This is a genomic window from Flammeovirga kamogawensis (assembly GCF_018736065.1).
GTDB lineage: Bacteria > Bacteroidota > Bacteroidia > Cytophagales > Flammeovirgaceae > Flammeovirga > Flammeovirga kamogawensis.
On the sequence record NZ_CP076128.1, the window covers coordinates 3585251 to 3611259 of the forward strand.

General features: G+C 32.8%; 23 protein-coding genes and 9 tRNA genes. 9 read left to right on the forward strand and 23 right to left on the reverse strand.

Annotated features, from left to right (window positions below):
- Window positions 1–80 precede the first annotated feature (80 nt).
- The 4 genes from KM029_RS14375 to KM029_RS14390 are packed head-to-tail and all read left to right on the forward strand — an operon-like array spanning window position 81 to window position 6777.
- The gene (locus KM029_RS14375; protein ID WP_158631066.1) at window positions 81–725 is read left to right on the forward strand and encodes a TetR/AcrR family transcriptional regulator; all 645 of its coding nucleotides are present in this window, start codon (window positions 81–83) and stop codon (window positions 723–725) included.
- Complete coding sequence (locus tag KM029_RS14380) at window positions 722–2122, forward strand: TolC family protein (protein ID WP_144073924.1); 1401 nt, start codon at window positions 722–724, stop codon at window positions 2120–2122. Before KM029_RS14375 ends, KM029_RS14380 begins: the two co-directional genes overlap by 4 nt.
- A gap of 24 nt (window positions 2123–2146) precedes the next feature.
- Window positions 2147–3286: an efflux RND transporter periplasmic adaptor subunit gene (locus KM029_RS14385; RefSeq protein ID WP_144073925.1), complete on the forward strand. Its 1140-nt coding sequence runs from the start codon at window positions 2147–2149 to the stop codon at window positions 3284–3286.
- 17 nt (window positions 3287–3303) lie between these two features.
- Entirely contained in the window at window positions 3304–6777 is a 3474-nt protein-coding gene (locus KM029_RS14390; protein WP_144073926.1) for an efflux RND transporter permease subunit, read from the forward strand.
- An 87-nt stretch (window positions 6778–6864) separates the two neighbouring features.
- Here KM029_RS14390 and KM029_RS14395 read toward each other — a convergent pair whose 3' ends face one another.
- The 3 genes from KM029_RS14395 to udk form a co-directional block, all read right to left on the reverse strand.
- Window positions 6865–7815, reverse strand: a complete 951-nt coding sequence (locus tag KM029_RS14395; RefSeq protein ID WP_144073927.1) for an NAD-dependent epimerase/dehydratase family protein — start codon at window positions 7813–7815, stop codon at window positions 6865–6867.
- Window positions 7816–7924: 109 nt separating this feature from the next.
- Window positions 7925–8626 (reverse strand): potassium channel family protein, encoded by a 702-nt coding sequence (locus KM029_RS14400; protein ID WP_144073928.1) that lies wholly within the window; start codon window positions 8624–8626, stop codon window positions 7925–7927.
- Between the two features lie 50 nt (window positions 8627–8676).
- Complete coding sequence (gene udk, locus KM029_RS14405; protein ID WP_144073929.1) at window positions 8677–9291, reverse strand: uridine kinase; 615 nt, start codon at window positions 9289–9291, stop codon at window positions 8677–8679.
- Window positions 9292–9685: 394 nt separating this feature from the next.
- On the opposite strand from udk, the gene KM029_RS14410 reads away from it, so the two are divergent.
- Window positions 9686–11002 (forward strand): aspartyl protease family protein, encoded by a 1317-nt coding sequence (locus KM029_RS14410; RefSeq protein WP_144073930.1) that lies wholly within the window; start codon window positions 9686–9688, stop codon window positions 11000–11002.
- On the opposite strand, the gene KM029_RS14415 is transcribed toward KM029_RS14410, so the two are convergent.
- A complete protein-coding gene (locus tag KM029_RS14415) occupies window positions 10999–11775 on the reverse strand; it encodes a biotin--[acetyl-CoA-carboxylase] ligase (protein WP_144073931.1) in 777 nt (258 codons plus the stop codon). The genes KM029_RS14410 and KM029_RS14415 overlap by 4 nt on opposite strands.
- A gap of 173 nt (window positions 11776–11948) precedes the next feature.
- Here KM029_RS14415 and rsfS point away from each other — a divergent pair, with 173 nt between their 5' ends.
- The 3 genes from rsfS (at window position 11949) to KM029_RS14430 (ending at window position 14998) form a co-directional block, all read left to right on the forward strand.
- The gene (gene rsfS, locus KM029_RS14420) at window positions 11949–12317 is read left to right on the forward strand and encodes a ribosome silencing factor (protein ID WP_144073932.1); all 369 of its coding nucleotides are present in this window, start codon (window positions 11949–11951) and stop codon (window positions 12315–12317) included.
- A 35-nt stretch (window positions 12318–12352) separates the two neighbouring features.
- Complete coding sequence (gene ftsH / locus KM029_RS14425; protein ID WP_144073933.1) at window positions 12353–14380, forward strand: ATP-dependent zinc metalloprotease FtsH; 2028 nt, start codon at window positions 12353–12355, stop codon at window positions 14378–14380.
- Between the two features lie 162 nt (window positions 14381–14542).
- On the forward strand, window positions 14543–14998 hold the full coding sequence (locus KM029_RS14430) for a MarR family winged helix-turn-helix transcriptional regulator (protein WP_144073934.1): 456 nt from the start codon (window positions 14543–14545) through the stop codon (window positions 14996–14998).
- Between the two features lie 18 nt (window positions 14999–15016).
- Here the strand turns inward: KM029_RS14430 and KM029_RS14435 are convergent, their stop codons facing one another.
- The 10 genes from KM029_RS14435 to KM029_RS14480 form a co-directional block, all read right to left on the reverse strand.
- Complete coding sequence (locus tag KM029_RS14435) at window positions 15017–15454, reverse strand: T9SS type A sorting domain-containing protein (RefSeq protein ID WP_144073935.1); 438 nt, start codon at window positions 15452–15454, stop codon at window positions 15017–15019.
- Window positions 15455–15572: 118 nt separating this feature from the next.
- A tRNA-Lys gene (locus KM029_RS14440) sits at window positions 15573–15645 on the reverse strand.
- 28 nt (window positions 15646–15673) lie between these two features.
- Window positions 15674–15746: transfer RNA gene (locus tag KM029_RS14445), tRNA-Lys, on the reverse strand.
- 28 nt (window positions 15747–15774) lie between these two features.
- Window positions 15775–15847: transfer RNA gene (locus tag KM029_RS14450), tRNA-Lys, on the reverse strand.
- Between the two features lie 28 nt (window positions 15848–15875).
- Window positions 15876–15948, reverse strand: a tRNA-Lys gene (locus tag KM029_RS14455).
- A 28-nt stretch (window positions 15949–15976) separates the two neighbouring features.
- Window positions 15977–16049, reverse strand: a tRNA-Lys gene (locus KM029_RS14460).
- 28 nt (window positions 16050–16077) lie between these two features.
- Window positions 16078–16150: transfer RNA gene (locus KM029_RS14465), tRNA-Lys, on the reverse strand.
- 27 nt (window positions 16151–16177) lie between these two features.
- Window positions 16178–16250: transfer RNA gene (locus KM029_RS14470), tRNA-Lys, on the reverse strand.
- Between the two features lie 44 nt (window positions 16251–16294).
- Window positions 16295–16378 (reverse strand) — tRNA-Leu (locus KM029_RS14475).
- A 20-nt stretch (window positions 16379–16398) separates the two neighbouring features.
- Window positions 16399–16471, reverse strand: a tRNA-Lys gene (locus tag KM029_RS14480).
- 127 nt (window positions 16472–16598) lie between these two features.
- Here KM029_RS14480 and KM029_RS14485 point away from each other — a divergent pair.
- Entirely contained in the window at window positions 16599–17327 is a 729-nt protein-coding gene (locus tag KM029_RS14485; RefSeq protein WP_144073936.1) for an SH3 domain-containing protein, read from the forward strand.
- Window positions 17328–17419: 92 nt separating this feature from the next.
- On the opposite strand, the gene KM029_RS14490 is transcribed toward KM029_RS14485, so the two are convergent.
- The 9 genes from KM029_RS14490 to rlmB form a co-directional block, all read right to left on the reverse strand.
- A complete protein-coding gene (locus tag KM029_RS14490; RefSeq protein ID WP_144073937.1) occupies window positions 17420–19357 on the reverse strand; it encodes a GAF domain-containing protein in 1938 nt (645 codons plus the stop codon).
- 226 nt (window positions 19358–19583) lie between these two features.
- Window positions 19584–20204, reverse strand: coding sequence for a MarC family protein (locus KM029_RS14495; protein ID WP_144073938.1), 621 nt, complete (start codon window positions 20202–20204; stop codon window positions 19584–19586).
- Window positions 20205–20293: 89 nt separating this feature from the next.
- Complete coding sequence (locus KM029_RS14500; protein WP_144073939.1) at window positions 20294–21676, reverse strand: MFS transporter; 1383 nt, start codon at window positions 21674–21676, stop codon at window positions 20294–20296.
- A gap of 200 nt (window positions 21677–21876) precedes the next feature.
- A complete protein-coding gene (locus KM029_RS14505; protein WP_126616046.1) occupies window positions 21877–22074 on the reverse strand; it encodes a hypothetical protein in 198 nt (65 codons plus the stop codon).
- Between the two features lie 156 nt (window positions 22075–22230).
- Window positions 22231–22647 (reverse strand): DUF2141 domain-containing protein, encoded by a 417-nt coding sequence (locus KM029_RS14510; RefSeq protein WP_144073940.1) that lies wholly within the window; start codon window positions 22645–22647, stop codon window positions 22231–22233.
- A 23-nt stretch (window positions 22648–22670) separates the two neighbouring features.
- Window positions 22671–23270, reverse strand: coding sequence for a trimeric intracellular cation channel family protein (locus KM029_RS14515; RefSeq protein WP_144073941.1), 600 nt, complete (start codon window positions 23268–23270; stop codon window positions 22671–22673).
- A 21-nt stretch (window positions 23271–23291) separates the two neighbouring features.
- Window positions 23292–24335, reverse strand: coding sequence for a glycosyltransferase family 9 protein (locus KM029_RS14520; protein WP_144073942.1), 1044 nt, complete (start codon window positions 24333–24335; stop codon window positions 23292–23294).
- 97 nt (window positions 24336–24432) lie between these two features.
- A complete protein-coding gene (locus KM029_RS14525; RefSeq protein ID WP_144073943.1) occupies window positions 24433–25041 on the reverse strand; it encodes a DUF4254 domain-containing protein in 609 nt (202 codons plus the stop codon).
- A 47-nt stretch (window positions 25042–25088) separates the two neighbouring features.
- The gene (rlmB, locus tag KM029_RS14530; protein ID WP_144073944.1) at window positions 25089–25898 is read right to left on the reverse strand and encodes a 23S rRNA (guanosine(2251)-2'-O)-methyltransferase RlmB; all 810 of its coding nucleotides are present in this window, start codon (window positions 25896–25898) and stop codon (window positions 25089–25091) included.
- Window positions 25899–26009: the final 111 nt, after the last annotated feature.

The following is a 26009-nucleotide window of genomic DNA, read 5'->3' on the forward strand; positions in this document are numbered from 1 at the left end:
TGCCCTTGTAAATAAATCTATCTCATTTATTTCACTTATAACTTTTTATACATCTACATCTAACTTATTATTTTATAACCTTGGAAATAGATCAATTACGTATTCGCATAATTGAAGAAGCACGCCAACAGTTTCAGGTAAACGGTTTAAAACGCGTAACAATGTCTGATATTTCGCAAGCAATAGGCGTATCTAAAAAGACATTATATACAGTTTTTAGTAATAAAAAAGAGCTTGTAGAAGCTACTTTATCTTACCATATGGAAGAGGATATCAACTATATGGAAGAGGTGAATGAGCTAGACGAGGATGCAGTTTTTAAATTGGCAAAGACTTTTTATTATTTCTATGAACGTGTTAGGATAGTTAATCCAATGACTTTTATGGACATGAAAAAGTTTTACCCTGAAATATGGTCAAAATATGAATGCCATAAGAAAGGATGTTTTCACGATACTCTAATTAGTATTATACAACAAGGGTGCAGTGAACAACTCTTTTATGGAGATATTGACGTAGAGCTTTTAGTTATCATGCGTATGTGGCAAGTAGAGACGGCATTTGACCATAATTTCTTTCCTCATGATAGATTTCCATTGGCTAAAATGCAATTAGAGTTCTTCAAACATTTTATAAGAGGTATTGCAACTCCAAATGGTGTCAAATTATTGGACCAATACCTAACTGAATTTAATAAACAAGATAATCAATCAACAATCTTATGAGAATCAACTTAAGGTGGATTACAATGATGACGTTACTAACTATTAGTCATCTATCTGCTCATGCACAAGAAAGTGCATATAGTATTCAAGAATGTATTAGTTATGCATTTCAAAATACAGGAACAATTAAAAATGCAGTTTTAGAACAAGGTATTTCACAAGCAAAAGTTGGTGAAATAATTTCAATGGGTTTACCTCAAATTGATTTAGAGGGACAGCTTATTGATAACCTTAAAATACAAAAAGCATATCTTCCAGGAAATGCTTTTGATCCGAATGGTGATCCTGATCAAACAGTTGGTGTTGAATTTGGTACTCAGTTTAATTCAAATGCTCAAATTAAAGCCAATCAATTATTATTTGATGGTACTTTCTTTATTGGAGTTAAAGCAGCAAAAGTTTACAATGAACTTGCATCAAAAGAATTAATCAGATCTAAAATAGACGTTGCAGAGGCAGTAACAAAAGCATATTATTATGTGCTTGTACAAAGAGAATATCTTGAACTAGTAAATAGAAATAAAGATATTTTAGAATCACTTTATAACGAAACTAACGCAATGTATGAAGCCGGTATGGTGGAAGAGATTGAGTTAAACAGAATTGAAGTGACGTTTAATAGTATCACAATCCAACAAACACAAATGGAACAAATGAATATAATTGCTGAAAAGCTTTTAAAGTTCCAAATGGGTATGGATATCAATACACCTATTACGTTATCAGAAAAACTTGAAGATTTTAGAGAGTTTATAGTAACACCAACTGATTTAGCTGAAGCAAAAAATAGAATTGAATACTCTATTTTAATGACGAATATTAAGTTGAATAACTTTGATATTAGAGCAACTAAAGCTGAATATTGGCCAAAGCTTTATGCTTTTGGAGCCTATGGTGTGAATGCTGGTAGTACTAGTTTTGGAACATTATATGATAACACAGGAGATTTTGCAAACATTGGTGTCTCTTTATCTGTTTCTTTATTTGATGGTTTAAATAGACATAAACGTATTCAACAAAAGAAATTGAAAGGACAACAACTTCAGAACTCTCGTATTGATTTGGAACGCCAGATTTCTATTGAACAAGAACAATCTAGAATAGTTTACGAAACAAATAAGGCAACACTTAATCTTCAGGAGAAGAACATGGAAGTGTCTGATAAAGTATATACAAACTCTCAGATTAAGTTTAAGGAAGGTGTTGGTTCTTCTGTAGAAGTTACAACATCATCTCAAGATTTTGCCACAGCTGCAAATGAGTATTTCTCTTCTTTATATGAAGTGCTTATTGCTAAGTTATCTTACGAAAAAGCGAATGGTCGTTTGCTTGATTACGTAGAAGGTGAAGATCTTGAAAAAGATGAAGAGATCCTTAAAAAGAATAATGAGAAATAATATCAATCTGAAAAACTGAATAAAATGCTATTTAAATATAAATTTTTAGCCCTACTCTCTGTAATAACAATCTTAAACTCTTGCAGTGAAGAGAAAGAGACACTTGAGCAAAAACAAGCTAAAGTAATTGACTATAAACAGAAAATTACTGAGTTGGAAAAAGAAATCAGTGAAATGAGTGCTGGTAAAGAAGAAGTTGTTCAATTAAAACCTGTTACAGTTTTTGATGCAACTCCTATCACTTTTAATCACTTTGTAGATGTCCCTGGTGATGTAACATCTAACAGAAACGTTGTTGTAGCTCCAGAAACTACAGGTAGATTATTAAAAAGATATGTTGCTGAAGGTGCTTATGTAAAAAGAGGTCAATATTTAGCAAAATTAGATGTAGAGCTTGTTCAAAAGCAAATAGATGAAATTAATACAAATCTAGAGCTTGCAAATGTATTGTATGAAAAGCAAGATAAACTATGGAAGCAAGGTATTGGTTCTGAAGTGCAATATTTACAAGCAAAGAACAATAAGGAATCTTTAGAAGCTAAACTAGCTAGTTTAAAAGAACAAGAAGGTAAAGGATATGTGATTGCTCCAATTTCTGGTAAAATTGATGAGATTTTTATGAAAGAAGGAGAGATGGCACCAGCTGGACAGCCTTATGCTAGAATTGTTGATTTATCAAGAATAGAAGTTGTAGCTGAAGTTTCTGAAGCTTATAGCCGAGTAGTAAAGAAAGGTGATAAGGTACTTGTGAGATTCCCAATGCTTGATATTGAAAGAAATATGCATGTTGATGTAGTTGGTCAGACGATTAACCAAATGAACAGAACATTTAAAATTAGAATGAGAATAGCTGAAAGAGGTTTAAATATTAAACCAAATACAATGGCTATAGTTCGTATCAACGACTTTTCTGAGAAAAATGCAGTTGCTATCCCAAGTAATCTTGTTCAGAAGAATACAAAAGGTGAAACATTTACTTATGTTTTAACTGCAAAAGGTGGAAAACAAAATGTGGTAACAAAGGTTCCTGTAATAACAGGTAAATCTTACCAAGGTAAAACACTTATTACAGAAGGAATAGAAGCCAATGCTAGAGTAATTGATAAAGGTTATTCTGAAGTTATTAATGGCGAGCAAGTGAGAATCGTGGATTATCAGATCTAATTTGAAGCAAACGAAGCATGGAACCTAACAAAAATTCAAACAATGAGGATACTCAAACCAAAGAATTTGGTTTGAGTAGTTTCTCAATAAGTAATAGTACTTCAATATTTATTCTTACAATAATTATTGCTGTATTTGGTATGTTTTCATACGTTGGAATGCCGAAGGAACAATTTCCTGAAATTCGTATTCCAATGGTCTACATACGTACAATGCACCCAGGTAACTCTCCTGTAGATATAGAATCGTTAATTACACGACCTATTGAAAAGGAGTTGAAATCTATGAAAGGTGTAAAAGAAATTATCTCTACTTCTGCACAAGATTTCTCTGTTATTACAGTGGAATTTAATGAGGATGTAGAAATTTCTAAAGCATTACAAGATACAAAGGATGCAGTAGATAAATCAAAAAGTGAATTACCTACAGATTTAGATCAAGATCCTGATGTTCAAGAAATGGACTTCTCTGAGATACCTATTATGGTGATTAACCTTTCAGGTGATTTCGAAATTCAGAAATTGAAAGATTATGCAGAAGACCTTCAAGATGAATTAGAAGAGTTTAGAGAAGTATCTCGTGTAGATATTACTGGCTCTGTAGAACGTGAGATTCAAATTAATGCAGATTTGTATAAAATGGATGCTATGCAATTGGCATTCTCTGATATCTCAAATTCTATTTCTAATGAAAACATAACAATGTCTGGCGGTGATGTGAAAATGGGAAATGGTTTCCGTAGAGCATTACGTGTTGATGGTGAGTTTAAAAATGTAGAAGAAATTAGAAACGTAATTGTAAAATCTGAAGATCAGAATACAATTTATCTTAAAGATTTAGCTGAAGTAAAAGATAGTTATGTAGAACGTAAAAGTTATGCTCGTTTAGCTTCTTCTAATTTTTCAGAAAGAGGAGCCTATCCGGTAGTATCACTTAAAGTAGTAAAAAGAGGTGGTGAAAACCTTATTGAAGCTACGGATAAGATTATGGATGCTCTGGACGCAGCAAAAGAAAGTTATTTACCAAGCAACTTAGATATTGTAATTACTGAGTCTCAATCTAACGAAATGAAAACATCTCTGGCCAATCTAGAGAACAGTATTATTTCGGGTATGATTCTAGTTGTAGTGGTTCTTCTTTTCTTTATGGGATTAAGAAATGCATTATTTGTTGGTATGGCAATTCCATTATCAATGTTCTTATCATTCTTGATTTTAAGTTCGTTGGGAGTAACTATCAACATGGTAGTACTTTTTGCTTTAATTCTAGCACTTGGTATGTTAGTAGATAATGCTATTGTGGTAATTGAGAATATATATCGACTCCGGGAATCAGGAATGACCACAAAACAAGCAGCTAAACAAGGTACAGGTGAAGTTGCTCTAGCAATTATTTCTTCTACAGCAACAACATTAGCAGCCTTTGTACCTCTTGCATTTTGGGGTGGAATTATGGGTGAGTTTATGAAATACTTACCTATTACGTTGATCTCAGTTTTAGCGTCTTCATTATTTGTTGGTTTAGTAATCAACCCCGTAATCGCTTTCAAATACATGAAAGTAGATTCTGAGGAAGCTTATAAAACGATCAATAAAACAAAGGTAACAATAGGCTTAATCTTATTAGTTTTAGCTATTCCGGGTTATATATTTGGGGAAACGTATTCTTTAGGGAATGTTCTAATGTTAGGAGCATTTATCGCACTATTAGACGGTATACTCTTAAAAAGAATGGCTCATTTCTTCCAAAATGTGATTTTAGTACGTTTAGAATCAATTTATCTATCAACATTAAAGTGGGCTTTAAAAGGCAAAACACCTTATGTTTTAGTAATTGGTAATACTTTATTCCTATTTGTTGCTATTGCATGGTTTGGAGCTCGTTTAGGTAGTGGTCAAGTTCCTATCGAATTTTTCCCAGATTCAGACCCTCGTTATGTCTATATGTATATAGAGGCACCTCAAGGTACAGATGTAGAAGAAACAAATAAGATAGCATTAGAGCTTGAAGGTAGGTTGTATAAAGACTTAGCACCTTATAGTGAAATTATTGAATCTATTGTTTCTAATGTAGGGGAAAATACAAATGACCCTCAAGATGGTGCAGCAAATACAGTAACACCAAACCGAGCAAGGATTGCTGTTGGTTTTGTTCCTTTTGAGAAACGTAATGGAGTGAGTTCTGTAGAAGTGATGTCACTTTGTGCAAAGATTGCAAAAGATATTCCTGGTGTTGAAATCGTTACAGATAAAGAGCAAAATGGTCCTCCAACAGGTAAGCCAATTAGTATTGAACTTACAGGTGAAGATTATTTAGTTTTAATTGAAGAGGCAGGGAAATTAAAGGCAATAATTGAACAATCTGGTATTCCTGGTATTGATAAATTATCTATCGATATTTCTGTTAGTAAACCAGAATTGTTGGTTAATATTGATCGTAATAAAGCAAGAAGATTTGGTGTTTCTACCGGGCTTTTAGCTCAAAATATGCGTACAGCAATTTATGGTCAAGAGGTTTCTAAATTTAAAGATGGTGAGGATGATTATCCAATTCAACTTCGATTAAAAGATGAATACCGTTATGACTTATCAACATTAAATGACCAACGTATTACATTTAGAGACAATAAAGGTAAATTCCATCAAGTACCTGTTTCTTCAGTAGCAAAGTTAGATTACAGTACTACAGTTGGAGAAATCAAAAGAAAAGATTTAGATAGAGTGGTTACATTAAGTTCAAACGTTACAAAAGGCTATAATAATCAAGTTGTAGTAGAGAATGTGAAGAATTTATTAGGTGCTTATGAAATGCCTCCACAATACAGATATAAGTTTGGAGGAGAACAAGAAGACCAAGCAGAATCAATGGCTTTCTTAGAAAAAGCAATGCTAATTGCATTATGTGCTATCTTCTTAATTTTAGTATCTCAGTTTAACTCTTTTGTAAAACCATTTATCATTATTGCTTCTGTAGTATTTAGTTTGATAGGGGTATTACTAGGATTAATTATATTCAATGATCCTTTCGTAATTATTATGACAGGTATAGGTATTATCTCTTTAGCTGGTATTGTAGTAAACAACGCTATTGTATTAATAGATTGTGCAGACCAGTTAGTGGCAGGTCGTAAGAAACATCTTGGAATGGACGAAGATGAAAGGTTACCGATTAAAGATCTAGTGGAATGTATTCAAGAGGCTGGTTTTACACGTTTACGTCCTGTATTGTTAACAGCGATCACAACAGTTTTAGGTCTGATTCCATTAGCCACAGGTATGAATATCGATTTCTTTGGCATGTTTGCTCATTTTAATCCAGATATTTATTTTGGAGGTCCAAATGCTGATACATGGGGTCCAATGGCATGGACTGTGATTTACGGATTAACATTCGCTACGTTCTTAACGTTAGTAATTGTTCCTGTAATGTTATTAATATTTGAGAAAATAGGTTTTGCTTTTGAAGGTTTAACTTCAAGTAAGAAGAAATAAATAACAATTGGCTTATACAAAAAACACCTCTTAGAAATTGATCTAAGAGGTGTTTTTTTATATCAAATATTATGATGAATAATTAGACTAAACAGTTTTAAGTGTATTATTCATCATTGCTTTTCTAACTTCAATTACTTTTGATAATCCATCTTCAAGTAAAGTGAAGTCACGATCAAGAATTTCTTTTAGTTTTTCTACATCAGGTTGTCTTCTCGACATATCACCTTCTTTTAAAGGTGGTAAATAGATAATTTCTGATTTAGAATTAGTGGTTTTGATAATTAACTCAGCTAACTCCTTAATTGTAGAAATTCTATCATTACCTACGTTTATAACATCATTTACAACAAGGTTTTCTTCTAACATAGAAAGAGTAGCTTCAACGTTGTCTTCTATATAAAAGAATGTTCTTGTTTGAGAACCATCTCCATAAATAGTAATTGGCTCATCTCTTAATGCAGCATCAATAAATTTAGACATTACAAAGTCAGTACTTTGTTTTGGTCCGTATGTATTGAAGAAGCGTAGAATAGTATAATCTAAATTAAACTCTTGCTTAAAAGATCTACAATATGCTTCACCTAAATTTTTAACGATTGCATAAGGTAACCTTGAGTTTAATGGTGTAGTATGTTCATGTTGTGGTAAATGAACTGGCTCACCATAAACTTCAGAAGAAGAAGAGTAGAATACTCTTTTTACACCCGTATTTTTACTAAGGCGTAATACGTTTTCAATACCTTGAATATCTTCTAAAACTAAAACTGGGTTATCTAATGTTCTTTTAACACCAACAACGGCAGCATAATGGAATACGTAATCAAAATTATGAGATGTCATGATCGCTGCAATCTCATCGTATTTATTTACGTCACACTTAATAAATTTACAGTTGGGATGTTTCGGTACTTTCCACTGAGCACCAGTTAGAAAATTATCTACACAAACAACTTGATATTTAGGATTTTCTAATAATTTATCTGCTAATGAACTAGGTACAAAACCTGCACCACCAGTAATTAATATTTTTGTCATATGATTGATTCAGTTAAAAAATAACCGTCAGTTTTGTAATATTTACAAATCTAATAATAATATTAGATAAGGATAATTAATTGTAGAGTGATTTCCGTCAAATAACTATTTAACTATTTATTTCAAGAAATTTATTAATAGCTTCTTTTTTAGCCATTAGAATAAATTTATCACCTCTTTGGATTGTAGTATTTGTATCTTTTGGATTTCGAATTAAATGATCTACTTCTTCTTTAAAACCTAGTTTGTTATATTCTTCATAAGTACGTCTGAGCGCAATTAATTCAATATCAAAAGAGTCTTCAAGATTTAGGTCGTCAATAAATTTTCCAAAAGTACGTAATGGAGCTAAAACTTCTACAATATCATAATCATCTGGTAATGATATGAACGATTGTATTTCTGGATTTAGAAGCATTTCTGCTGTCATCTTACCCACTTCATCTTCTGGGAGAATAATTTCAGTTACTCCTAATTTCTGAAGTATAATTTTTTGTTGTTCACTTACTGCTCTCGCAATAATTCTCTTTACTTTAAGCTCTAGTAATAATACAGTTGTTAGTAAAAGCCCTTCAACATTTTCTCCAATAGCAAGCAATACAGCATCCATTTCATGAATGGATTGTGAACTTAATGCTTTAATATCTGTAGAGTCCAAAGCAACAGCATAAGCAACATCGTCTTTAACAACGTCAACACGTTCGATTTCTCTGTCGATTGCCATTACTTCGGCTCCTAGTTTAGATAAATTTTTAGCAACTGATGTACCAAACTGACCTAAACCAATAATTGCAAATTTCCCCTCAGCCATTTTTATTTACTTCTAGTAATTATCTGATTTCAGAATGGAAAAGTAGGAGGTTATATTTTCTGATGCAAGAATGTTTTGACAACATCTAAAGCAATATCAAAATTTCTGTCATTTCTAACTATAATATCAACATTCTCTTTATGAGGTTTGATATAGTTTTCATAAGCAGGCATTACGTGGTTTTCGTAACGGTAAAGAACATCATTAATATCGTAACCTCTTTCAACGTTATCTCGTCTAATTCTACGGCTAAGTTTTAGATGTGCTTTTGCTTCAATAAAAAGTTTTAAATCAATTATATCCAATACTCTTGGGTCATGAAAAACAAAAATACCTTCAAGTATAATTACTTTTTTAGGAGTAAAAGTAAGCATCTTAGGTTTTGCAGCAGCATTATTAAATGTGTACTCTTGAATGTGTACATCTTCTCCATTTTTTAATTTGCGAAGATCTTGATAGAATTTTTCTAAATCTATAGAATAGGGAGTATCAAAATTTTTGATCCCTTTAGCATCTTCCGGTTGCTTATCTTTTTCGATATAATAATTGTCTTGAGATACAGTACAAATATTCTCTTCACCAATAAGTTCAGTAAGGTTTTCGATAAACGTAGTTTTTCCAGAACCACTACCACCTGTAATGCCTACAATAAAAGGAGTTTCCATTAAAATTTATGCTTTTGATTTAAAACCGGGTCAAAAATAAGCATTCATTGTTACAAATCAGTTTTTTATAAATATCTATTAGAATAAATCCCATTAATCTTATAAAAATATAAATGATTAAGGACGATAAAAGTGAAAAAATACCTAATTATGGTTATTGATCGAAATCGTATATATCTATACATTTGCGTTAGACTAATGATTCTTTACTCATGTTTTTCCACAGCGGAGAAAGTCGAATGACTTTATGTACTGAAAGTGTATCAAAAAATTACCTTTACCCAACTGTTACTAGCAAGCTTTAAAAATATAAGAGAAGTCAATATGGCTTCTCTTTTTTTGTTTAAATCATTAAATTTCACTACTTTATAGATAAGTCAAATTACTAATTACTATGAATACCAACCGTTTTATAAAAATGATGTTGGTGAACATGCTACTATTTTTCTTATCACTTACTAACATTTGTAAAGCACAAAAAGCAACCGTTCACCTAAAAAATCTTGCATTTAAAGATTCTTCAACACGTTCTGTTCAGATACCTTTCCAATTGGTTAACAACTTAATGGTTATACCTGTTCGTGTAAATAATTCTGATACTTTACATTTTATTTTTGATTCTGGGGTATCCTACATTATTCTATCAGATCAAGAAACAGCCAAACAATTAAATTTATCAACTCGTAAAATTCGTAGAATAAAAATTAATGGTTTTGGTGAGAAAGGTGATGTGAGTGCATTTCATTCTTGGGGCAATAAAGTTGATTTAAAAGGAATAGAAGGTCTAAATCAAGATGTTATCTACCCTAGTAAAGATATTTTGAATTTATCAACCAATATGGGAATGAAGATTCATGGATTAATAGGGGCCTCTATCTTTAACAATTTTATTGTTGGGATTGATTACAGACGAAAGGTATTGACATTATACGAAAAAGAATATTACAGTCTTAAAAAGCGTGATCGATTTAAAAGAAAATTTGAATCTTTTACTATTGATGTTAAAAGGAATAGATCTTTCTTGCTAACAAAAATAGCATCAAAAGAAACTAATAAAGAACATAGTGTATCTTTATTAATTGATACAGGTGCAAGCCATGCTTTATCTATATTAGAATCTGACCATCATCCATTAAAGGCATCAATTAAAGCAATAAGAGACCACATGGGGGTTGGTATTGGAGGTGATCTGTATGGAAAGGTAAACCGATTAGATTATTTAAACATAGGTTCATTCTCTTTAGAGGGGCCAATTGTAAAATATCCAGAAAAAACCTCTATGAGTATTGGCGTAACTGATACCACAAGGCATGGTAGTTTAGGTGGTGAAGTTTTAAGACGTTTTTATGTAATCTTAGATTACCACAATAAAGAGATTCTTTTAAAGAAAAATGCTAATTATAAAGAAGATTTTTTATACAATTATATTGGGTTAGAGTTTACAAAGCCATACCCTGGGTTACCGCTATTTCAAGTATCAAAAGTAAGGGGGGAGTCTCCTGCTGGGCGTGCTGGGATAATAGAGGGAGATCGATTAGTAAAAATAAATGGATTCATTACATCTACAATGTCGGCAGATGAGATAAGAATGCTATTTAGAGGTAGACATGGGAAAAAATTATCATTACATATTGAAAATAATAAAGGAGAAAGTAAAAAATACTACCTCACTTTAGAAGATCCATTTAAAGTAGCAGCAAACGAATTTTAATAGAGGTGTTTTACTTCTTTAAAAGCATAATTTTTAATTTTTTTGTCATCCTTAGCAATTGAAAGACAACCATTTTCATCAACTCCTAAAATTTGACCTTGAAATTGTATAGAAGTTCCATCTTTTTTATACTCTTCAAAAGATCCAATTTCTTGGTACCAAAATAAGTGTGTATAATATTCTTTACGTAACGCAGCGTAACCTTTATTTTTTAATTGTAAATACCTGTCTTCAATATGTTCTAAGAGAGATTCTGTGACTATACGAATCTGAAATTTTTTATTTAATTCCATAAACAAAGAGGTAGCAGGGAAGTTACCTTTAAAAGCTTTTTGATTAATATTTAATCCAATGCCAACAATAGTATGGTCAATATTTTTTCCAATAATGAAGTTTTCAATTAAAATACCACAAACCTTTTTCTGATTTATAAGAATATCATTAGGCCATTTTATTTTTGTACCTCTTGGAACAATAGAAGAAATAGTATCGTAAACAGCTAAAGAGATAGCAACATTTAGATGAAATTGATGACGTGCTTCTAAAAAAGAAGGACGTAGAAATACAGATAAAGTGATATTAGCATTTTGTTCACACTCCCATGTATTTCCTCTCTGACCTCTACCTTTTGTTTGTTCAGTTGTTACTAATACGGTTCCTTCTGCTAACTTTTTTGATGCATATTTATTTAAAGCATCGTTAGTTGAGTGACAAGAAGGCATATATATGACACTTTTTCCGATAAAAGACGTATTGGCAGAGATATTATTCAACTATTTATTACTTTTGTTTATAAAACTATATTTATTTTGCGCAAATTCAATTGAGTACTGATTTTGCAGTGCAATTATACAAGATTCGAGGTAAATAATAACAAATCATTTTATTTACCTGACTAAATTAAAAAATAAGCTTTAGATAAAGGGTTAGACCTTTAATATAAAATATGAAAGATAAATCAGTAGGCGCAGAAGAGTTAGCACACATTGTTGCAAAAGGAATGCAAGAAATTAAGGCTCAAAACATAGAAATCTTAGATTTACGAAAAGTTAAGAACGGCGTAACAGATTTCTTTGTAATTTGTACCGCCTCTTCAGATACGCAGTTAGATTCTATTAAGGATAGTATTGAGAAAGAAGTAAAAGATACGGTTGGTGAAAAACCTTGGGCAACAGAAGGTGTTGGAACGCAAGGATGGGCATTACTAGATTATATTAATGTAGTAGCACATGTTTTTCTACCAAAGAAGAGAGAATTTTATGCTCTTGAAGAATTATGGGGTGATGCGAAAGTATTCAAATTACCAAATCAATAAAAGAAATTATTACACAATAGATCAAATACTCTAGGATGGATCAGAACAAAAGGAAAATTCCTAAAAATCCTTTGCCTAAAAAAAATAATTACCAAGTAGGAATGTTAATAGCATTAATATTGGTGGTTGTTGGATTGGCATATTTTAGTAAGAGCAGTACTACAGAAACAACAACTTTACACGACTTTAAGACAATGCTTAAAGATGGTGATGTTGATGAAATAACTATAGTTAATAATAGATGGGTTGAAGTTGTTTTAAATCAAGATGCTCTTAAAAAGAGTAAGTATAAAGATATAAAAGAAGAAAGAAGCCCATTTTCTGTTGTAAAGCAAGAACCTAATTATCGTTTTCAAATTGCATCAGCAGATCACTTTTTAAAAGTACTTGATGAAGCTCAAGCAAACTTGCCTGATGCACAAAAAGTACCTTATGAAGTAGATACTAGAGAGAGTTTCGGTACTTGGTTTATGAGTTCTGGATTCTTATTAGTGTTATTATTTGGTTTCTGGTTCTTAATGAGAAGAATGGCAGGCGGCGGAGCTGGTGGCCAAATCTTTAACATTGGTAAGTCAAAAGCTCAAATGTTTGATGCTGACCATATGAAAGTTACATTTAAAGATGTAGCAGGATTAGATGAGGCAAAAGAAGAAGTTGAAGAAATTGTTGATTTCTTAAAGAACTCAAAGAAATATACAGACCTAGGTGGTAAAATTCCAAAAGGTGTTTTACTAGTAGGCCCTCCTGGTACAGGTAAAACTTTACTAGCAAAAGCAGTAGCAGGCGAAGCAGGTGTTCCTTTCTTCAGTATGTCTGGTTCTGACTTTGTAGAAATGTTTGTAGGTGTAGGTGCAGCACGTGTGCGTGATCTATTTAAACAAGCAAAAGAAAAAGCGCCTTGTATTATCTTTATTGATGAGATTGATGCAATTGGTCGCTCAAGAGGTAAAGGTTCTATGCCAGGATCTAACGATGAGCGTGAAAACACATTAAACTCTCTATTAGTAGAAATGGATGGTTTTGGTACAGATTCAGGAGTAATTATCCTAGCTGCAACTAACCGCCCAGATGTATTAGATAGTGCGTTAATGAGAGCAGGTCGTTTTGACCGTCAAATCTCTATTGATAAGCCAGATATTAATGGTCGTGAGCAAATATTTAAGGTGCATTTAGGTCCTATTAAAGTTGACAAAAGTGTTAACCCTAAAGAATTAGCTACACAAACGCCAGGTTTTGCAGGTGCTGAATTAGCAAACGTATGTAACGAAGCAGCTTTAATCGCAGCTCGTAACAATAAACCTGCTGTTGATATGGATGATTTTATGCAAGCAATCGATCGTGTGATTGGTGGCCTTGAAAAGAAAAATAAAATTATTTCTCCAGAAGAGAAGAAGATTGTTGCTTATCACGAAGCAGGTCACGCTGTAACAGGTTGGTTCTTGGAACATGCAAACCCACTAGTGAAAGTAAGTATTGTTCCTCGTGGTGTTGCTGCATTAGGATATGCTCAATATTTACCTAAAGAGCAATATTTAAATACTACTGAAGAAATGATGGATGAGATCTGTATGACACTTGGTGGTCGTGCAGCTGAAGAAATCATCTTTGGAAGAATTTCTACAGGTGCTTTAAGTGATTTGGAGCGTACAACTAAAATGGCTTACAGTATTGTTTCTATCTATGGTATGAACAATGAAATTGGACATTTATCTTTCTACGATCCAAACAGAAGTGAATATAGCTCTAGACCTTATTCTGAAGCTACTGCTGAAAAAATTGATCAAGAGGTAAAGAAATTGATTGATACAGCCTACCAACGTACTTTAGCCTTGTTAAGAGAGCATGGTGATGCGTTAGAGGCATTAGCACAGCAGTTATTAGAGAAAGAGGTACTTTACCAATTAGACCTAGTGAAATTGATAGGAGAAAGACCTTTTGATAAGCGTACAGTTTATCAAGAATTCACAGATGGTGATGTGGTAGACAGTGAAGAAGTTGAAAAACCAGATACTTCAGAACCTACTCAAGAGAACAAAGAGGAAGCTCCGAAAGGAGATGCCTAAATTTTATAAATTTCAAAAGAAAGGTTATCTATTAAGATAGCCTTTTTTTGTGTCGTATTTTTAATTTTGATAATACATTGAATTCTAAAGTTTGGATAAATACAAAAAATATAGCTTCTTGCAAGAATTACATATTTTGTTTAAACAAATTATAAAGAAACTATGTCAATAGAGACGGATATCAACCAGAAAGAGTTTAAAACCTCTTTTCAGAAGGCTTATATAAATTTGATGTTTACAAATAATTGGATGTTAGGGAAAACCAAAACTTGGTTTAAACAGCATGGCATTACCCATCAACAATATAATGTTCTTCGTATATTGAGAGGAGCATATCCTAAATGCATGAACCCAGGAAGTATAAAGGAAGTAATGATTGATAAAAGCCCAGATTTAACGAGATTGATCGATCGGCTAATTGAGAAGGGATTTGTTCAAAGAGAAACGTGCGGAAGCAACAGGCGTAAAGTAGACGTGATTATAACGGATATAGGATTGGAGAAGCTAAGAGAATTAGATCCACATCAAGAAACTATAATAGAAACATTCAAAGAATTAACAGAGGAAGAAGCATCTCAGCTTAGTGATTTACTGGATAAACTTAGAGGTTCAAAATAAAAAATGGTTGTTACTCCATCATTCAGTGGAGTTAACAACCATTCTTCTTGTTACCCTATTTGTGCCATTTAGGATAGATACAAAATAAAGCCCTTCAGTAATTGTAGCTTTTGGTTTAAATTGGAATTGTACTGTTGGAGCATCCACAGATAAATCCATTCTGTAAACCAAATTCCCAATTGTGTTATACACTAAAACTTGAACAGGAAATGATTGATCAATTCCTTCAACCTTCATACTAACATCAATTGAATTATCACGACTAATAACCGGGTTCGGCATTATTTCAAAACTCAAAGATTGTACTTTCTCTCCAGCTTTTAAAAACCTTTCAATAGGTGTGTTTTCATTTCTACCAAAAGAATTTACTGGTGATAAAATAATTGTACCTACAATAATTAAAGTAAAAGAGAGTGCGTACCTAATCAGAGAAATGTGATTTTCATGTGATTTCATGGTATTTAAATTGTAATTATTTTACATAAGCATATGTTTTTTGATGCTCTATTAATATGAGAAAAAAAACAGTGAGAATCAAATAAAAAAAGCCAATACAAAAATTGCATTGGCTTTGTGATCCCGCTGGGGCTCGAACCCAGGACCCTCTCCTTAAAAGGGAGATGCTCTACCAACTGAGCTACGGAATCTCGTATTTCTACGAATTTATTTTAGAAGTGATCCCGCTGGGGCTCGAACCCAGGACCCTCTCCTTAAAAGGGAGATGCTCTACCAACTGAGCTACGGAATCTCGTATTTCTACGAATTTATTTTAGAAGTGATCCCGCTGGGGCTCGAACCCAGGACCCTCTCCTTAAAAGGGAGATGCTCTACCAACTGAGCTACGGAATCTCGTATTTCTACGAATTTATTTTAGAAGTGATCCCGCTGGGGCTCGAACCCAGGACCCTCTCCTTAAAAGGGAGATGCTCTACCAACTGAGCTACGGAATCTCGTATTTCTACGAATTTATTTTAGAAGTGATCCCGCTGGGGCTCGAACCCAGGACCCTCTCCTTAAAAGGGAGATGCTCTACCAACTGAGCTACGGAATCTCGTATTTCTACGAATTTATTTTAGAAGTGATCCCGCTGGGGCTCGAACCCAGGACCCTCTCCTTAAAAGGGAGATGCTCTACCAACTGAGCTACGGAATCTCGTATTTCTACGAATTATTTTAGAAGTGATCCCGCTGGGGCTCGAACCCAGGACCCTCTCCTTAAAAGGGAGATGCTCTACCAACTGAGCTACGGAATCATTATCTTAATAAAGATAATATTTTTTTTTGAAATACAACACAGTACTCACGATTGGACTCGAACCAACACGGGATCGCTCCCACTACCCCCTCAAGGTAGCGCGTCTACCAATTTCGCCACGTGAGTAATTGATATGTTTTCAATAGTGATCCCGCTGGGGCTCGAACCCAGGACCCTCTCCTTAAAAGGGAGATGCTCTACCAACTGAGCTACGGAATCATAAAATTTCAAAAAGAAAGAACTAAAAAACGTAAAATTCAAAATCCTCCCTTAAATTTGAAAAACTCGTTTAGCTTTCCTTTTTTGCGAGTGCAAATGTAGAATGATTTTCAATGTCAAGCAAATAATGAGATTTCTTTTATTCTTAATAAGTTTTTACTTACTGACATACAGTCAGTTATCGTTAGCAAATTCTTCAATAAAAAACAAAATTGAAGAGGCAGATCAGCTTTTTGACGCCAAACAGTACATTGATGCGTATAAAATTTACGATAATCTTTTAGAAGATGATCAAGTTTTTTCATCAAGAATGTTACTTCGTATGTCTTATATTCAAGAAGGGCAAGGAAATTATTCTTTGGCTTTGTACTTATTGAATTTACAATATAGACTTACAGCCGATAGACAAACGTCTAATAAGATGTCAAAAATAGCAAGTGATCACAATCTTTTAGGTTATCAATATTCCGACAAAGAATATTTCACTTCACTTTTTAATAAAATGAAAGTTGAAGTAGGTGTTGCGATCATTGTCATTTTAGGGATTTGTTTGGTGTTAATGTACCTCCGCCGTAAAGAGCAACATTCTATCACTACACTTACTTTTGGAGTAGCTGTAATTAGCTTACTAGGGCTTTGGGCATTTAATGGTGGTGTTATCAGAGAACAAGGTATTGTAATGCCTTCTGGAGCACTTTTAATGGATGGTCCTTCTGCAGGTAGTAAAAATATTTCTAAGCTCGTACCAGGTGAAAGAGTAATGATATCTGGAGAAACTGACATTTGGTATGAAGTAACTTTACCAAATGAAGCAACTGGTTTCCTAAGAAAAGGTAGAGTATTTGATGTTAAGTAGTCGAATACTGAAAATTTTACTTGAAATATCTATTGTTAGATATTTTTAGCATAAAAAAAGCTACATGATTTAGTTCGTGTAGCTTTTTTATTTTAACTGAGAGTAAATAACCAACGGTCACTACCATCAAGGAAAAGTTGTTTTATTTCTAGTTGAACATCTTTTAGTTCACCATTGCTATCTTTTAATTTAATAACAGTTGAAAGTTTTTCAACTTGCCATGTTTTATTTTCAGAATAATCAGGGAATAGAGTACCAATATCAAAATGAAGTAACTCATCTAAAGAATATTGAACTATATCTAAGAAGGATTGACTACTAAACCAAATTTGACCTTCAGACTCTACAATAATTATTCTTCCTCCTGTTATATCAACAACTTCATTCAAAAGTTTTTTATTACTCTCTGTTTCTCTACGCTCTCTTACAAGTTGTTCTTGAGTTGCTTGAAGCTCCTCCATGTTTTGCTTCATTTCCTCCTCACTAGTTCTTAATTCATCTGTAAGGCGTTTACTATCGTTGTAGAGCTTACTTACATTTGAAGTGTTTTCTGATGTGGCTACAGATGTTGCAATAGCTCCACCAATTTCGTCTAATAATTGTAACGACTTTTCTTCTAGAGGATGAAAAGATGCTATTTCCAATATTACTTCAACTTCTCCATGAGATTTAAATGGATAAATTGATAAAGAATTTGGAGCTGCATCACCTAAACCTGAACGGATTTTTATGTAATCTTCTGGTATTTCTGTAAGGTAAATAGGTAGACCTTCTTGCCAAATTTCTCCAATTAATCCTTCTCCAATTTTTATTTTTTGAGATTGAAATTCTTTATGGCTATCAAATGCATATAAAGCAGATAATTCCATATAAGATTCGTTTGTAACTGTGTCTTTTTTAACAATGTAAAAGGCACAATGAGCGCAATTCATAAAACGAGCTAATTCTTTTACAAGTGCTTTTCCAAGTTCTTGAGCATCACTACTATGGATGCGAATTAATTTATTTAATCTGGCAGAACCTTCGTTAACCCATTCCCTTTCACTTCTCTCTTTAGAACTCTGTTCTAGCCTGTTTTTAGTATCAATTAATGAGTGGATAAATGGATCTTCTTTATATTGATCATCGTTTATTTTTTCAAACTCAATATTATAATTTCCTTTACTAAATTCCATTACAAATATGGAAATATCTTGCAGTTTTTCTCTCATGGATTTTAGAGATTTTCGCATACTGTGCATCTCACTTGTACCATAGTCATTAAACTTAATATTTAAATTACCGGAAGCTATTTCATTACTTTTTTCTGCTAAATCTTTTAAAGGAGTAATTATAGCTTTACGTAATAAGAGAGCATTAAGAATAACTATTATGAGTATTACAAAAACGGCAATTAAAATAAACCTTGTTAGTTGAAATTCAATTTCTTCTGAATCACTTACATAAGCTTGAACTAAGTCTTGGTTAACTTTTAGCATAGTCCCTGAGTTTTGCTCTAGGTAAGCCAAGCTATTGCCTACTTTTACGTTTTTCTCTAAAACTTTTGTTAGTAACCCTACGCTATCTAATGCTGTAGTATCAAGCGTAATATTCATGTTGAAAGTATAGTTAGAAGTAGTAAGGGGTTCTTCTAAAATCACCCTAGAATTACTTCTGTAAGGCTTCCAGACCTCTTCAACACGTTCAATGTAGTCTTCTACTCTTATACTAGCTGGACGAATTTTTTTTCCATCCATTTCAGGTACAGTACCTCCATGCTTCATTGCTAGTAAAGAACCATCAAATAAATTTATAGCCTTTTTAAGCTCTTGTTTAGTTTGGTTGTCTCCAGAGTCTACATAAATATTAGAGAGCAAAACTATACGTTGAGATAGCATTGCATTTCTAGCAGAGATATCTACTTCAAGACTTTCATTTGTGTATAGGCCTACAAGAGTTAGTACAGTAAGAGAAATTGTTCCGATTACAACACCACCTATCCAAAAAATAATTTGCTTGATTGTAAATTGCTTTAAATACTTTTCAATCATTCTTTTATATATCTTTTCCTCTAATAAATAATATCAGAGTTCTATTGAATTTCTATTGCTAAAAGTAGAGTGTAAGCACCCCATACGTTGATAACGTAAAAACTAGTAAAAGTTGTACGTTTATGTGTATCAATATTAAAGAATAATGAAGTGTAAAATATGTGCCAAAAATTAAATTAATGGTATATATGAATTTTTAAACTGTAGAAATATTGATTTAGGTCTTTTATTGTAATAAAGGAGTATAGAAGTCTTTAATGCCTGAAAGTAAAAATTGCACCCCCATTGCTAATACAATTAATCCCATAAATTTAGTAGTAACTTGATTTGTCATGGATGGTTTTGATGCAGATTTACGTGATAGTATTGCAACAATAACCCAAGTTAATAGTAAAACCCCAACAATTGAAAATAGAGCTACTAACGGGATTTCTGCATCGGATTGAGTAATGGATAATGTAATCACTCCTGTTATTGTACCTGGACTAGCAGCAAATAATACCAAAGGGACTAAATTATTTTCATCTTTAACTTCTTTTGTAGAAGGATTTTTTTCTCTACGATCTTCAGACGAAGATTTACTTAGCATACCGAATCCCATCCAGATTAAAACAATACCTCCTGCAACTTGAAAAGCATCTAAAGAAATGCCAAAACTTTGAAGTAATCTAGCGCCAAAAAATGCAGCAGAAGATAAGATAACTCCCACTATAAGAATTGTTTTAGTAAGATCTTTAAGTTTTTGATTATAGTTTTTACCTCTCTCTAAACTATTGAAAATTTGAGCACAAATTACAGGGTTTACCAGTGAAAAGATGGTTAGAATTCCTTGTAAATAATTATCCATAGATAGTGGTATTATACTTTATATAAAAAGGGACTACTTCCATTAAATAATGAAAGTAGTCCCAATATATACTAAAACGTAAAGGTATTTTACTGTTCTAGCTTTTTATCTTTGTTATCACTAATTATTCCCACACAGAATGCTCCAATAATTAAAATTACTCCAGCCATAGTTAATAAACCTACAGCGTTGCCATCAAAGAAGTTTGATGCGATAGTACCTCCAAATAAACCTGCAAATATTTGAGGACCTGCAATGGTTACATTAAAAATACCCATATAGATACCCATTTTCTCAGCAGGAAGGTTTTCTGATAAAATACTAAATGGCATTGCTAAAATAGCTGCCCATGCAATACCTACACCAGCCATAGAAACAAAAAGTAAATATTTATCTTGTATCATTCCAATACTTAAAAGTCCAAGTCCACCTAGTATTAAAGCACTTGCATATACTGTTTTTCTATTTGTTGCTTTAATTAGTGAAGGCATAAGTACAGAGAATATTGCAGCAGCAAAACTATACATTGCAAACATTAAACCTACCCAGTTACCCGCATCATTATAAGCAGCAGAAGTTACGTCTCCGGGTGCTGTGTGCCATATATGTTGAGCAATTGCAGGGGTAGAATATACCCACATAAAATAGAATGCTACCCAAGAACATAATTGAACGGCAGCAAGCTGGAACATTACTTTTGGCGATGAAATTAATGTTTTAATAAAATTAGCTATTGCATTTCCACCATCTTTAGCTTGTTGTTCTTTTTCTGCTTTTTGAGCCTCTAAATCTATATTATTATACTCTGCATATTCTTCTGGAGGATACTCTTTAGTTCTTAATACTGTCCATAGTACAGTAATCATTAATGTTGCACCGCCAATATAAAATGACCAAACAACAGAGTCAGCTACTTTTTGTCCTTCAGCTGGCTCATTGTTAACACCTATCATTGTAAGAATAAAAGGTAGAGCGGAACCAACAACAGCACCTGTATTAATTAAAAAACTTTGAACAGAATAACCTAAATCTCTTTGTTTATCATTTACCATATCGCCTACTAGGGCTCTAAATGGTTGAAATGTGATATTAAAGGAAGCGTCCATTATTAATAGCATAGTTGCTCCAAATAACATTGGAGGCATAAGTGCCACAAAGAACTCTGAATTAGGCATTAAGAACATTGCTAATGTTGCAGCAATGGCTCCTCCTAATATAAATGGTACTCTTCGTCCAAGTTTTGTCCATGTACTATCAGAAGCACCACCAATAATAGGTTGAATGATAATACCTGCAATAGGAGCGGCTAGCCAGAAGTAACCTAAATCGTGTACATCTGCACCTAGAGCTTGAAGAATACGACTTACATTACCGTTTTGAAGTGCAAATCCAAATTGAACACCCAAGAAACCGAAGCTTAGGTTCCAGATTTGCCAGAAAGATAAATCAGGTTTAGCGACTTTATTTGCCATATAAATGAATATAATTTTTGTGTTTCACTTTCATACTTATAAACAAATATAAAAATGTAACACTAACATTTAACTGATATTTGTTAGATCAATCAATAAAAATCATATTATTTCTTCTGCAATCGGTTGAATTTTAATAAATAAAAAAGTCTCTACCTGTTTGAGATAGAGACTTTATCTATATTTTGATAAACAGTTACTTAAGCTGTTTCTTTTTTGTTTTTACATTCTGAAGGATCATTTCCGCAAAAACTACATGTCTTGCCTTCAGGATTTAAAAAAGGACTTTGAGATGCACACGTGCCTTCAAATTTCCCATCTTTTTTGAAAATTAACTTCACAGACATCAAAATGAAGAATGCCCCGAGGATACCAACGGTTAATAATATAGTTTCCATGATAAATATAGTGTGAATTTGTCTTAGAGACTTAAATTTCTTTGTACAAAGGTAACTAAAGTTTATAATTTTATAGTGATAAAGGTTACCTAGAAATTAGTTTTACTTTGAAGTTTCTAACAAATTAACAAATGTTCATATGTTTTAATCAAAGAATTATAAATACTGGGTAACAATCCTGACTTTAGTAACTTGCCCTTGATTAACTTGGAATGCATATTCTTCAAAATCAGGCTCTTTCATTTTTACTTTTTTATCCCAAGAAAAACCGAAACCTTCTTTTGGTAATCCAATCCAGTTATTTGTCATATCATCATTTTCGTCTTCGTCATGACAAATTCTAATGCCGTAAGTACCAGGAGCGATATCTTCTAATACCATAGTAAATACTTTATCAGATACGACACCTTTTGTTTCTAAGATAGAATTTAAATCTTTATCTACTACTTGAACAAGCATAAAGCCATCGGTATTTCGTAGGCCTTCTACAGTTAAATGTATGTTAGAGGTTTCTTGAGCAAATAGGTTTTGCGAGAAACAGAGAAGAAGTACTATTAGGTGTTTAATTTTCATTGTTTAAAAGTAGTTTGGTAATTTTAAATTTTTGGAAGCCCAATATGATAACGTATAGCAAGTAACCTGATTGCAATAACAGTCGAAATACACGTCCATGTTATTATATTGAAATCTATATTTAGATAAGATAATCCAACAAATACAAATCCTCCAATAATACAAGCTGTTGCATAAATTTCATCTCTAAAAATAAGAGGTACTTCATTACATAAAGTATCTCGAATAACACCACCCAATACGGCAGTGAATGTTCCCATTACTATTCCAATAGCAGGGGATATATCTAAAAATAGACTTTTTTCTAAACCAATAAAAGTAAAAACTCCTAAACCTAATGTATCAAATAGGAAAACGGTTGTTCTTAATCTAGCTACAGTTTCTTTAAATAATACAGTAAAGGCAACAGCCATAGTAATAACTAGGATATAATTAGTGTCCATTACCCAAAAAACAGGGGTTGTACCTAAAATCATATCTCTTACTGTTCCTCCACCTACAGCAGTTACACTTGCAACGAATATGGCTCCAAAAATGTCAAATTTCTTTTCTGAAGCAGCTAAAGCACCAGAAATGGCAAATACAAAAGTACCTACTAAATCTAAAAAGTTTATAAGTGACATATAGACTAATTTATTGAAGTACTATTTATTTAATGCATTTGCTATTTTGTGGTATACCATTTCTGGTGTAATACTGTCTAAGCAAGCGTAATCATTTCTTAAACAGGGCTTATTGCCAAAAACAGAACAAGGGCGGCATGGTAATTCAGCTTCAGATATTTCGACAATATTATCTGTAGATTGACCGTACCCTAAAAAACCTGCATAATGATGTGTTGCTCCCCAAATAGACACACATTCTGTTCCTCTTAAGGAGGCCATGTGCATATTTGCAGAGTCCATACTTACCATTAAATCAAGTAATTCAATAATATCTAATTCTTCTTTGAGTTTTATATTACCTGCTAGGTTTACACTATTTGGAACTTCTTTTATACATTCTTCAAGTATTTCAGCTTCTTTTCCTGGGCCTCCAAAAAATAATACCTTAACATTTAATTTTTCTTGAAGCATTTTTGCGAGAGCTACAGCTTTAGTTTCCCCCCATATCTTTCCTTTGTGTTGAGCAAAAGGGGCAATACCTACCCAAGGTTGATTTTTACCACCAAGAAGTTCTAATTCTGCATTTTTAAGGGCAGGGCTTCCTTTAGGAGGCAATTGATTTGATAACGTAACATCAAGTCCAATCTTTCTAAAGACGTCAGCATACCTTTCAGGTGTACTTCTTAGAGGTTCGAATTTCTTTTTAGATGGTTTAGTTAGTGCTTTTTTACCTTTTCTTCCTTTATCTATACGATATACTTTTGTACCTGAAGCCTGAAATAAGCCATCTATAATGAATGTTCTTAAAACAGAATGAAGATCTGCTACAGCTGTAAATGGGCCTAACTTTTTTAGTTCTTTAAATAAGTTTGTGAGTCCTCCAAAACCCTTATGTTTTCCATTTAGATCTGCTCCTACGAACGTCATTCTTGGAATATTATCAAAAAATGGCTTTAAGAAAGGCCTTGATACCATAATGATTTCTGTATCAGGATTTTGTTCAAGAACTTCTTTCATTACTGGTGCAGTCATGGCTACATCGCCCATGGCTGAAAATCTTAATGCAAGTATTTTTTTTGACATGATAATAGGAGGAGTAATCAAAAAGAAGTTGTCCCATTCAAATATGCTTAGTGCATTTTTTACTGAGACAACTTCTTTATTTATAATTTGAAAGGAATTATTTTCCCTCTTTGTATAAAACAGGGTTTAATGAAGGATCGTTATACATTTTCATTTGTTTGTATACCTTCATGAATTTTTTACCAGCTGCAATATCATTAACTAGTTCTTCAATTGCTGTAGAAAGATCTACACGTTGCTCTAGAAGAATATTTAACTTTGTAGTACAAGCTGCTTTATGTTCTTCAGTAGCACCTTCACGTTCTACTTCTTCGTTCATATGGTAAATTTTCAATGCTAGGATCGAAAGTCTATCAATTGCCCATGCAGGAGATTCAGTGTTAATACTTGCTCCTGGAGTAACTTGAACGTCTTTATATTTTTCTAAAAACCAGCTGTCAATGTATTCTACCACATCTGTACGTTCTTGGTTAGAAGCATCAATTCTACGTTTGATTTTTAAAGCTTCTTCAGGGTCGATATTAGGATCTCTAATAATATCTTCCAAGTGCCATTGAACCGTATCAATCCAATTTTTTAGATATAATAAATGTTGGATATCTTCTTTTTCAAATGGATTCTCAATAGGAGTGTCCACATGGTCTTTTATATGATATTTCTCGATGCTCTGCGAGAAGATAGAATTACAATTTTCAGTAAACTGCATAAAATGCTTCTTTTAGTTGTTTAAATTGATAGCAAAGATAATAAAAACTATTTCTGTGCCGACATCATACGTTGTCTGTTTGCTTCAAAAATTACGATTCCTGCAGCAACACCAACATTTAATGAATTTACTTTACCCAGCATAGGGATCTTTGCTAATTTATCTGCTAAATGGATAATATCTGGAGAAATACCATCTTCTTCAGACCCCATTACTATAGCAGATGGAATTTCCATATCAACATAGTAAAGGTCTTTAGAACCTTTTTCTGTACAACAAACAATTTGTAAACCACTTTCTTGAAGTTCAATAATACCTTGTTTAAGGTTGTCTACTCTACAAACAGGAATATGGTTTAATGCACCAGCAGAAGTTCTAACTGCATCACTACCAATTTGAGCAGCTCCTTTTTTAGGAATCATGATCAAATCTGCACCTGCACATTCAGCAGTTCTAGCAATCGCACCAAAATTTCTTACATCAGTTACTCTGTCTAGAACTAAAACAAGAGGTGTTTTTCCTGCTTCGAAAGCTGCAGCAATAACATTTTCTGCTTTTGCATAATCAATTGCAGGAACAAATGCGATTACACCTTGGTGGTTCTTTGAGGTAATTCTTTGCAGCTTTTCAACAGGAACTCTAGAAACAACAATACCTGCTCTATTTGCCATTTTATGGATTTCAGCAATTTGTTCGTTCGAAGAATCTCTAGTTATAAATAATTTTTCAAATTCTTTACCAGCTTCTAATGCCTCAAAAATAGGCTGAATACCATACATAATATCCGCAGAGTTTGTTTTCTGACGGGGTGTTGTATTGTATTTCGTGTAATTTACTTTTCTTTTATCGTCGTACATTGTCTTGATTTCTTAGTGTAATTAAACCAAGTACATTAAAATGACATGCACGAGGTTTGAATATGCAAAGGTAATGAACCTAATCAATAGGTTTGCATTGATATTGTAAAC

What these genes read in the sequence shown, in the direction of transcription:
- KM029_RS14380 (WP_144073924.1), top strand. Translation starts at nt 722, where the DNA reads ATGAGAATCAACTTAAGGTGGATTACAATGATGACGTTACTAACTATT.
- KM029_RS14385 (WP_144073925.1), top strand. Translation starts at nt 2,147, where the DNA reads ATGCTATTTAAATATAAATTTTTAGCCCTACTCTCTGTAATAACAATC.
- KM029_RS14390 (WP_144073926.1), top strand. Translation starts at nt 3,304, where the DNA reads ATGGAACCTAACAAAAATTCAAACAATGAGGATACTCAAACCAAAGAA.
- KM029_RS14395 (WP_144073927.1), bottom strand. Translation starts at nt 7,815, where the DNA reads ATGACAAAAATATTAATTACTGGTGGTGCAGGTTTTGTACCTAGTTCA.
- KM029_RS14400 (WP_144073928.1), bottom strand. Translation starts at nt 8,626, where the DNA reads ATGGCTGAGGGGAAATTTGCAATTATTGGTTTAGGTCAGTTTGGTACA.
- udk (WP_144073929.1), bottom strand. Translation starts at nt 9,291, where the DNA reads ATGGAAACTCCTTTTATTGTAGGCATTACAGGTGGTAGTGGTTCTGGA.
- KM029_RS14410 (WP_144073930.1), top strand. Translation starts at nt 9,686, where the DNA reads ATGAATACCAACCGTTTTATAAAAATGATGTTGGTGAACATGCTACTA.
- rsfS (WP_144073932.1), top strand. Translation starts at nt 11,949, where the DNA reads ATGAAAGATAAATCAGTAGGCGCAGAAGAGTTAGCACACATTGTTGCA.
- ftsH (WP_144073933.1), top strand. Translation starts at nt 12,353, where the DNA reads ATGGATCAGAACAAAAGGAAAATTCCTAAAAATCCTTTGCCTAAAAAA.
- KM029_RS14430 (WP_144073934.1), top strand. Translation starts at nt 14,543, where the DNA reads ATGTCAATAGAGACGGATATCAACCAGAAAGAGTTTAAAACCTCTTTT.
- KM029_RS14435 (WP_144073935.1), bottom strand. Translation starts at nt 15,454, where the DNA reads ATGAAATCACATGAAAATCACATTTCTCTGATTAGGTACGCACTCTCT.
- KM029_RS14485 (WP_144073936.1), top strand. Translation starts at nt 16,599, where the DNA reads ATGAGATTTCTTTTATTCTTAATAAGTTTTTACTTACTGACATACAGT.
- KM029_RS14490 (WP_144073937.1), bottom strand. Translation starts at nt 19,357, where the DNA reads ATGATTGAAAAGTATTTAAAGCAATTTACAATCAAGCAAATTATTTTT.
- KM029_RS14495 (WP_144073938.1), bottom strand. Translation starts at nt 20,204, where the DNA reads ATGGATAATTATTTACAAGGAATTCTAACCATCTTTTCACTGGTAAAC.
- KM029_RS14500 (WP_144073939.1), bottom strand. Translation starts at nt 21,676, where the DNA reads ATGGCAAATAAAGTCGCTAAACCTGATTTATCTTTCTGGCAAATCTGG.
- KM029_RS14505 (WP_126616046.1), bottom strand. Translation starts at nt 22,074, where the DNA reads ATGGAAACTATATTATTAACCGTTGGTATCCTCGGGGCATTCTTCATT.
- KM029_RS14510 (WP_144073940.1), bottom strand. Translation starts at nt 22,647, where the DNA reads ATGAAAATTAAACACCTAATAGTACTTCTTCTCTGTTTCTCGCAAAAC.
- KM029_RS14515 (WP_144073941.1), bottom strand. Translation starts at nt 23,270, where the DNA reads ATGTCACTTATAAACTTTTTAGATTTAGTAGGTACTTTTGTATTTGCC.
- KM029_RS14520 (WP_144073942.1), bottom strand. Translation starts at nt 24,335, where the DNA reads ATGTCAAAAAAAATACTTGCATTAAGATTTTCAGCCATGGGCGATGTA.
- KM029_RS14525 (WP_144073943.1), bottom strand. Translation starts at nt 25,041, where the DNA reads ATGCAGTTTACTGAAAATTGTAATTCTATCTTCTCGCAGAGCATCGAG.
- rlmB (WP_144073944.1), bottom strand. Translation starts at nt 25,898, where the DNA reads ATGTACGACGATAAAAGAAAAGTAAATTACACGAAATACAATACAACA.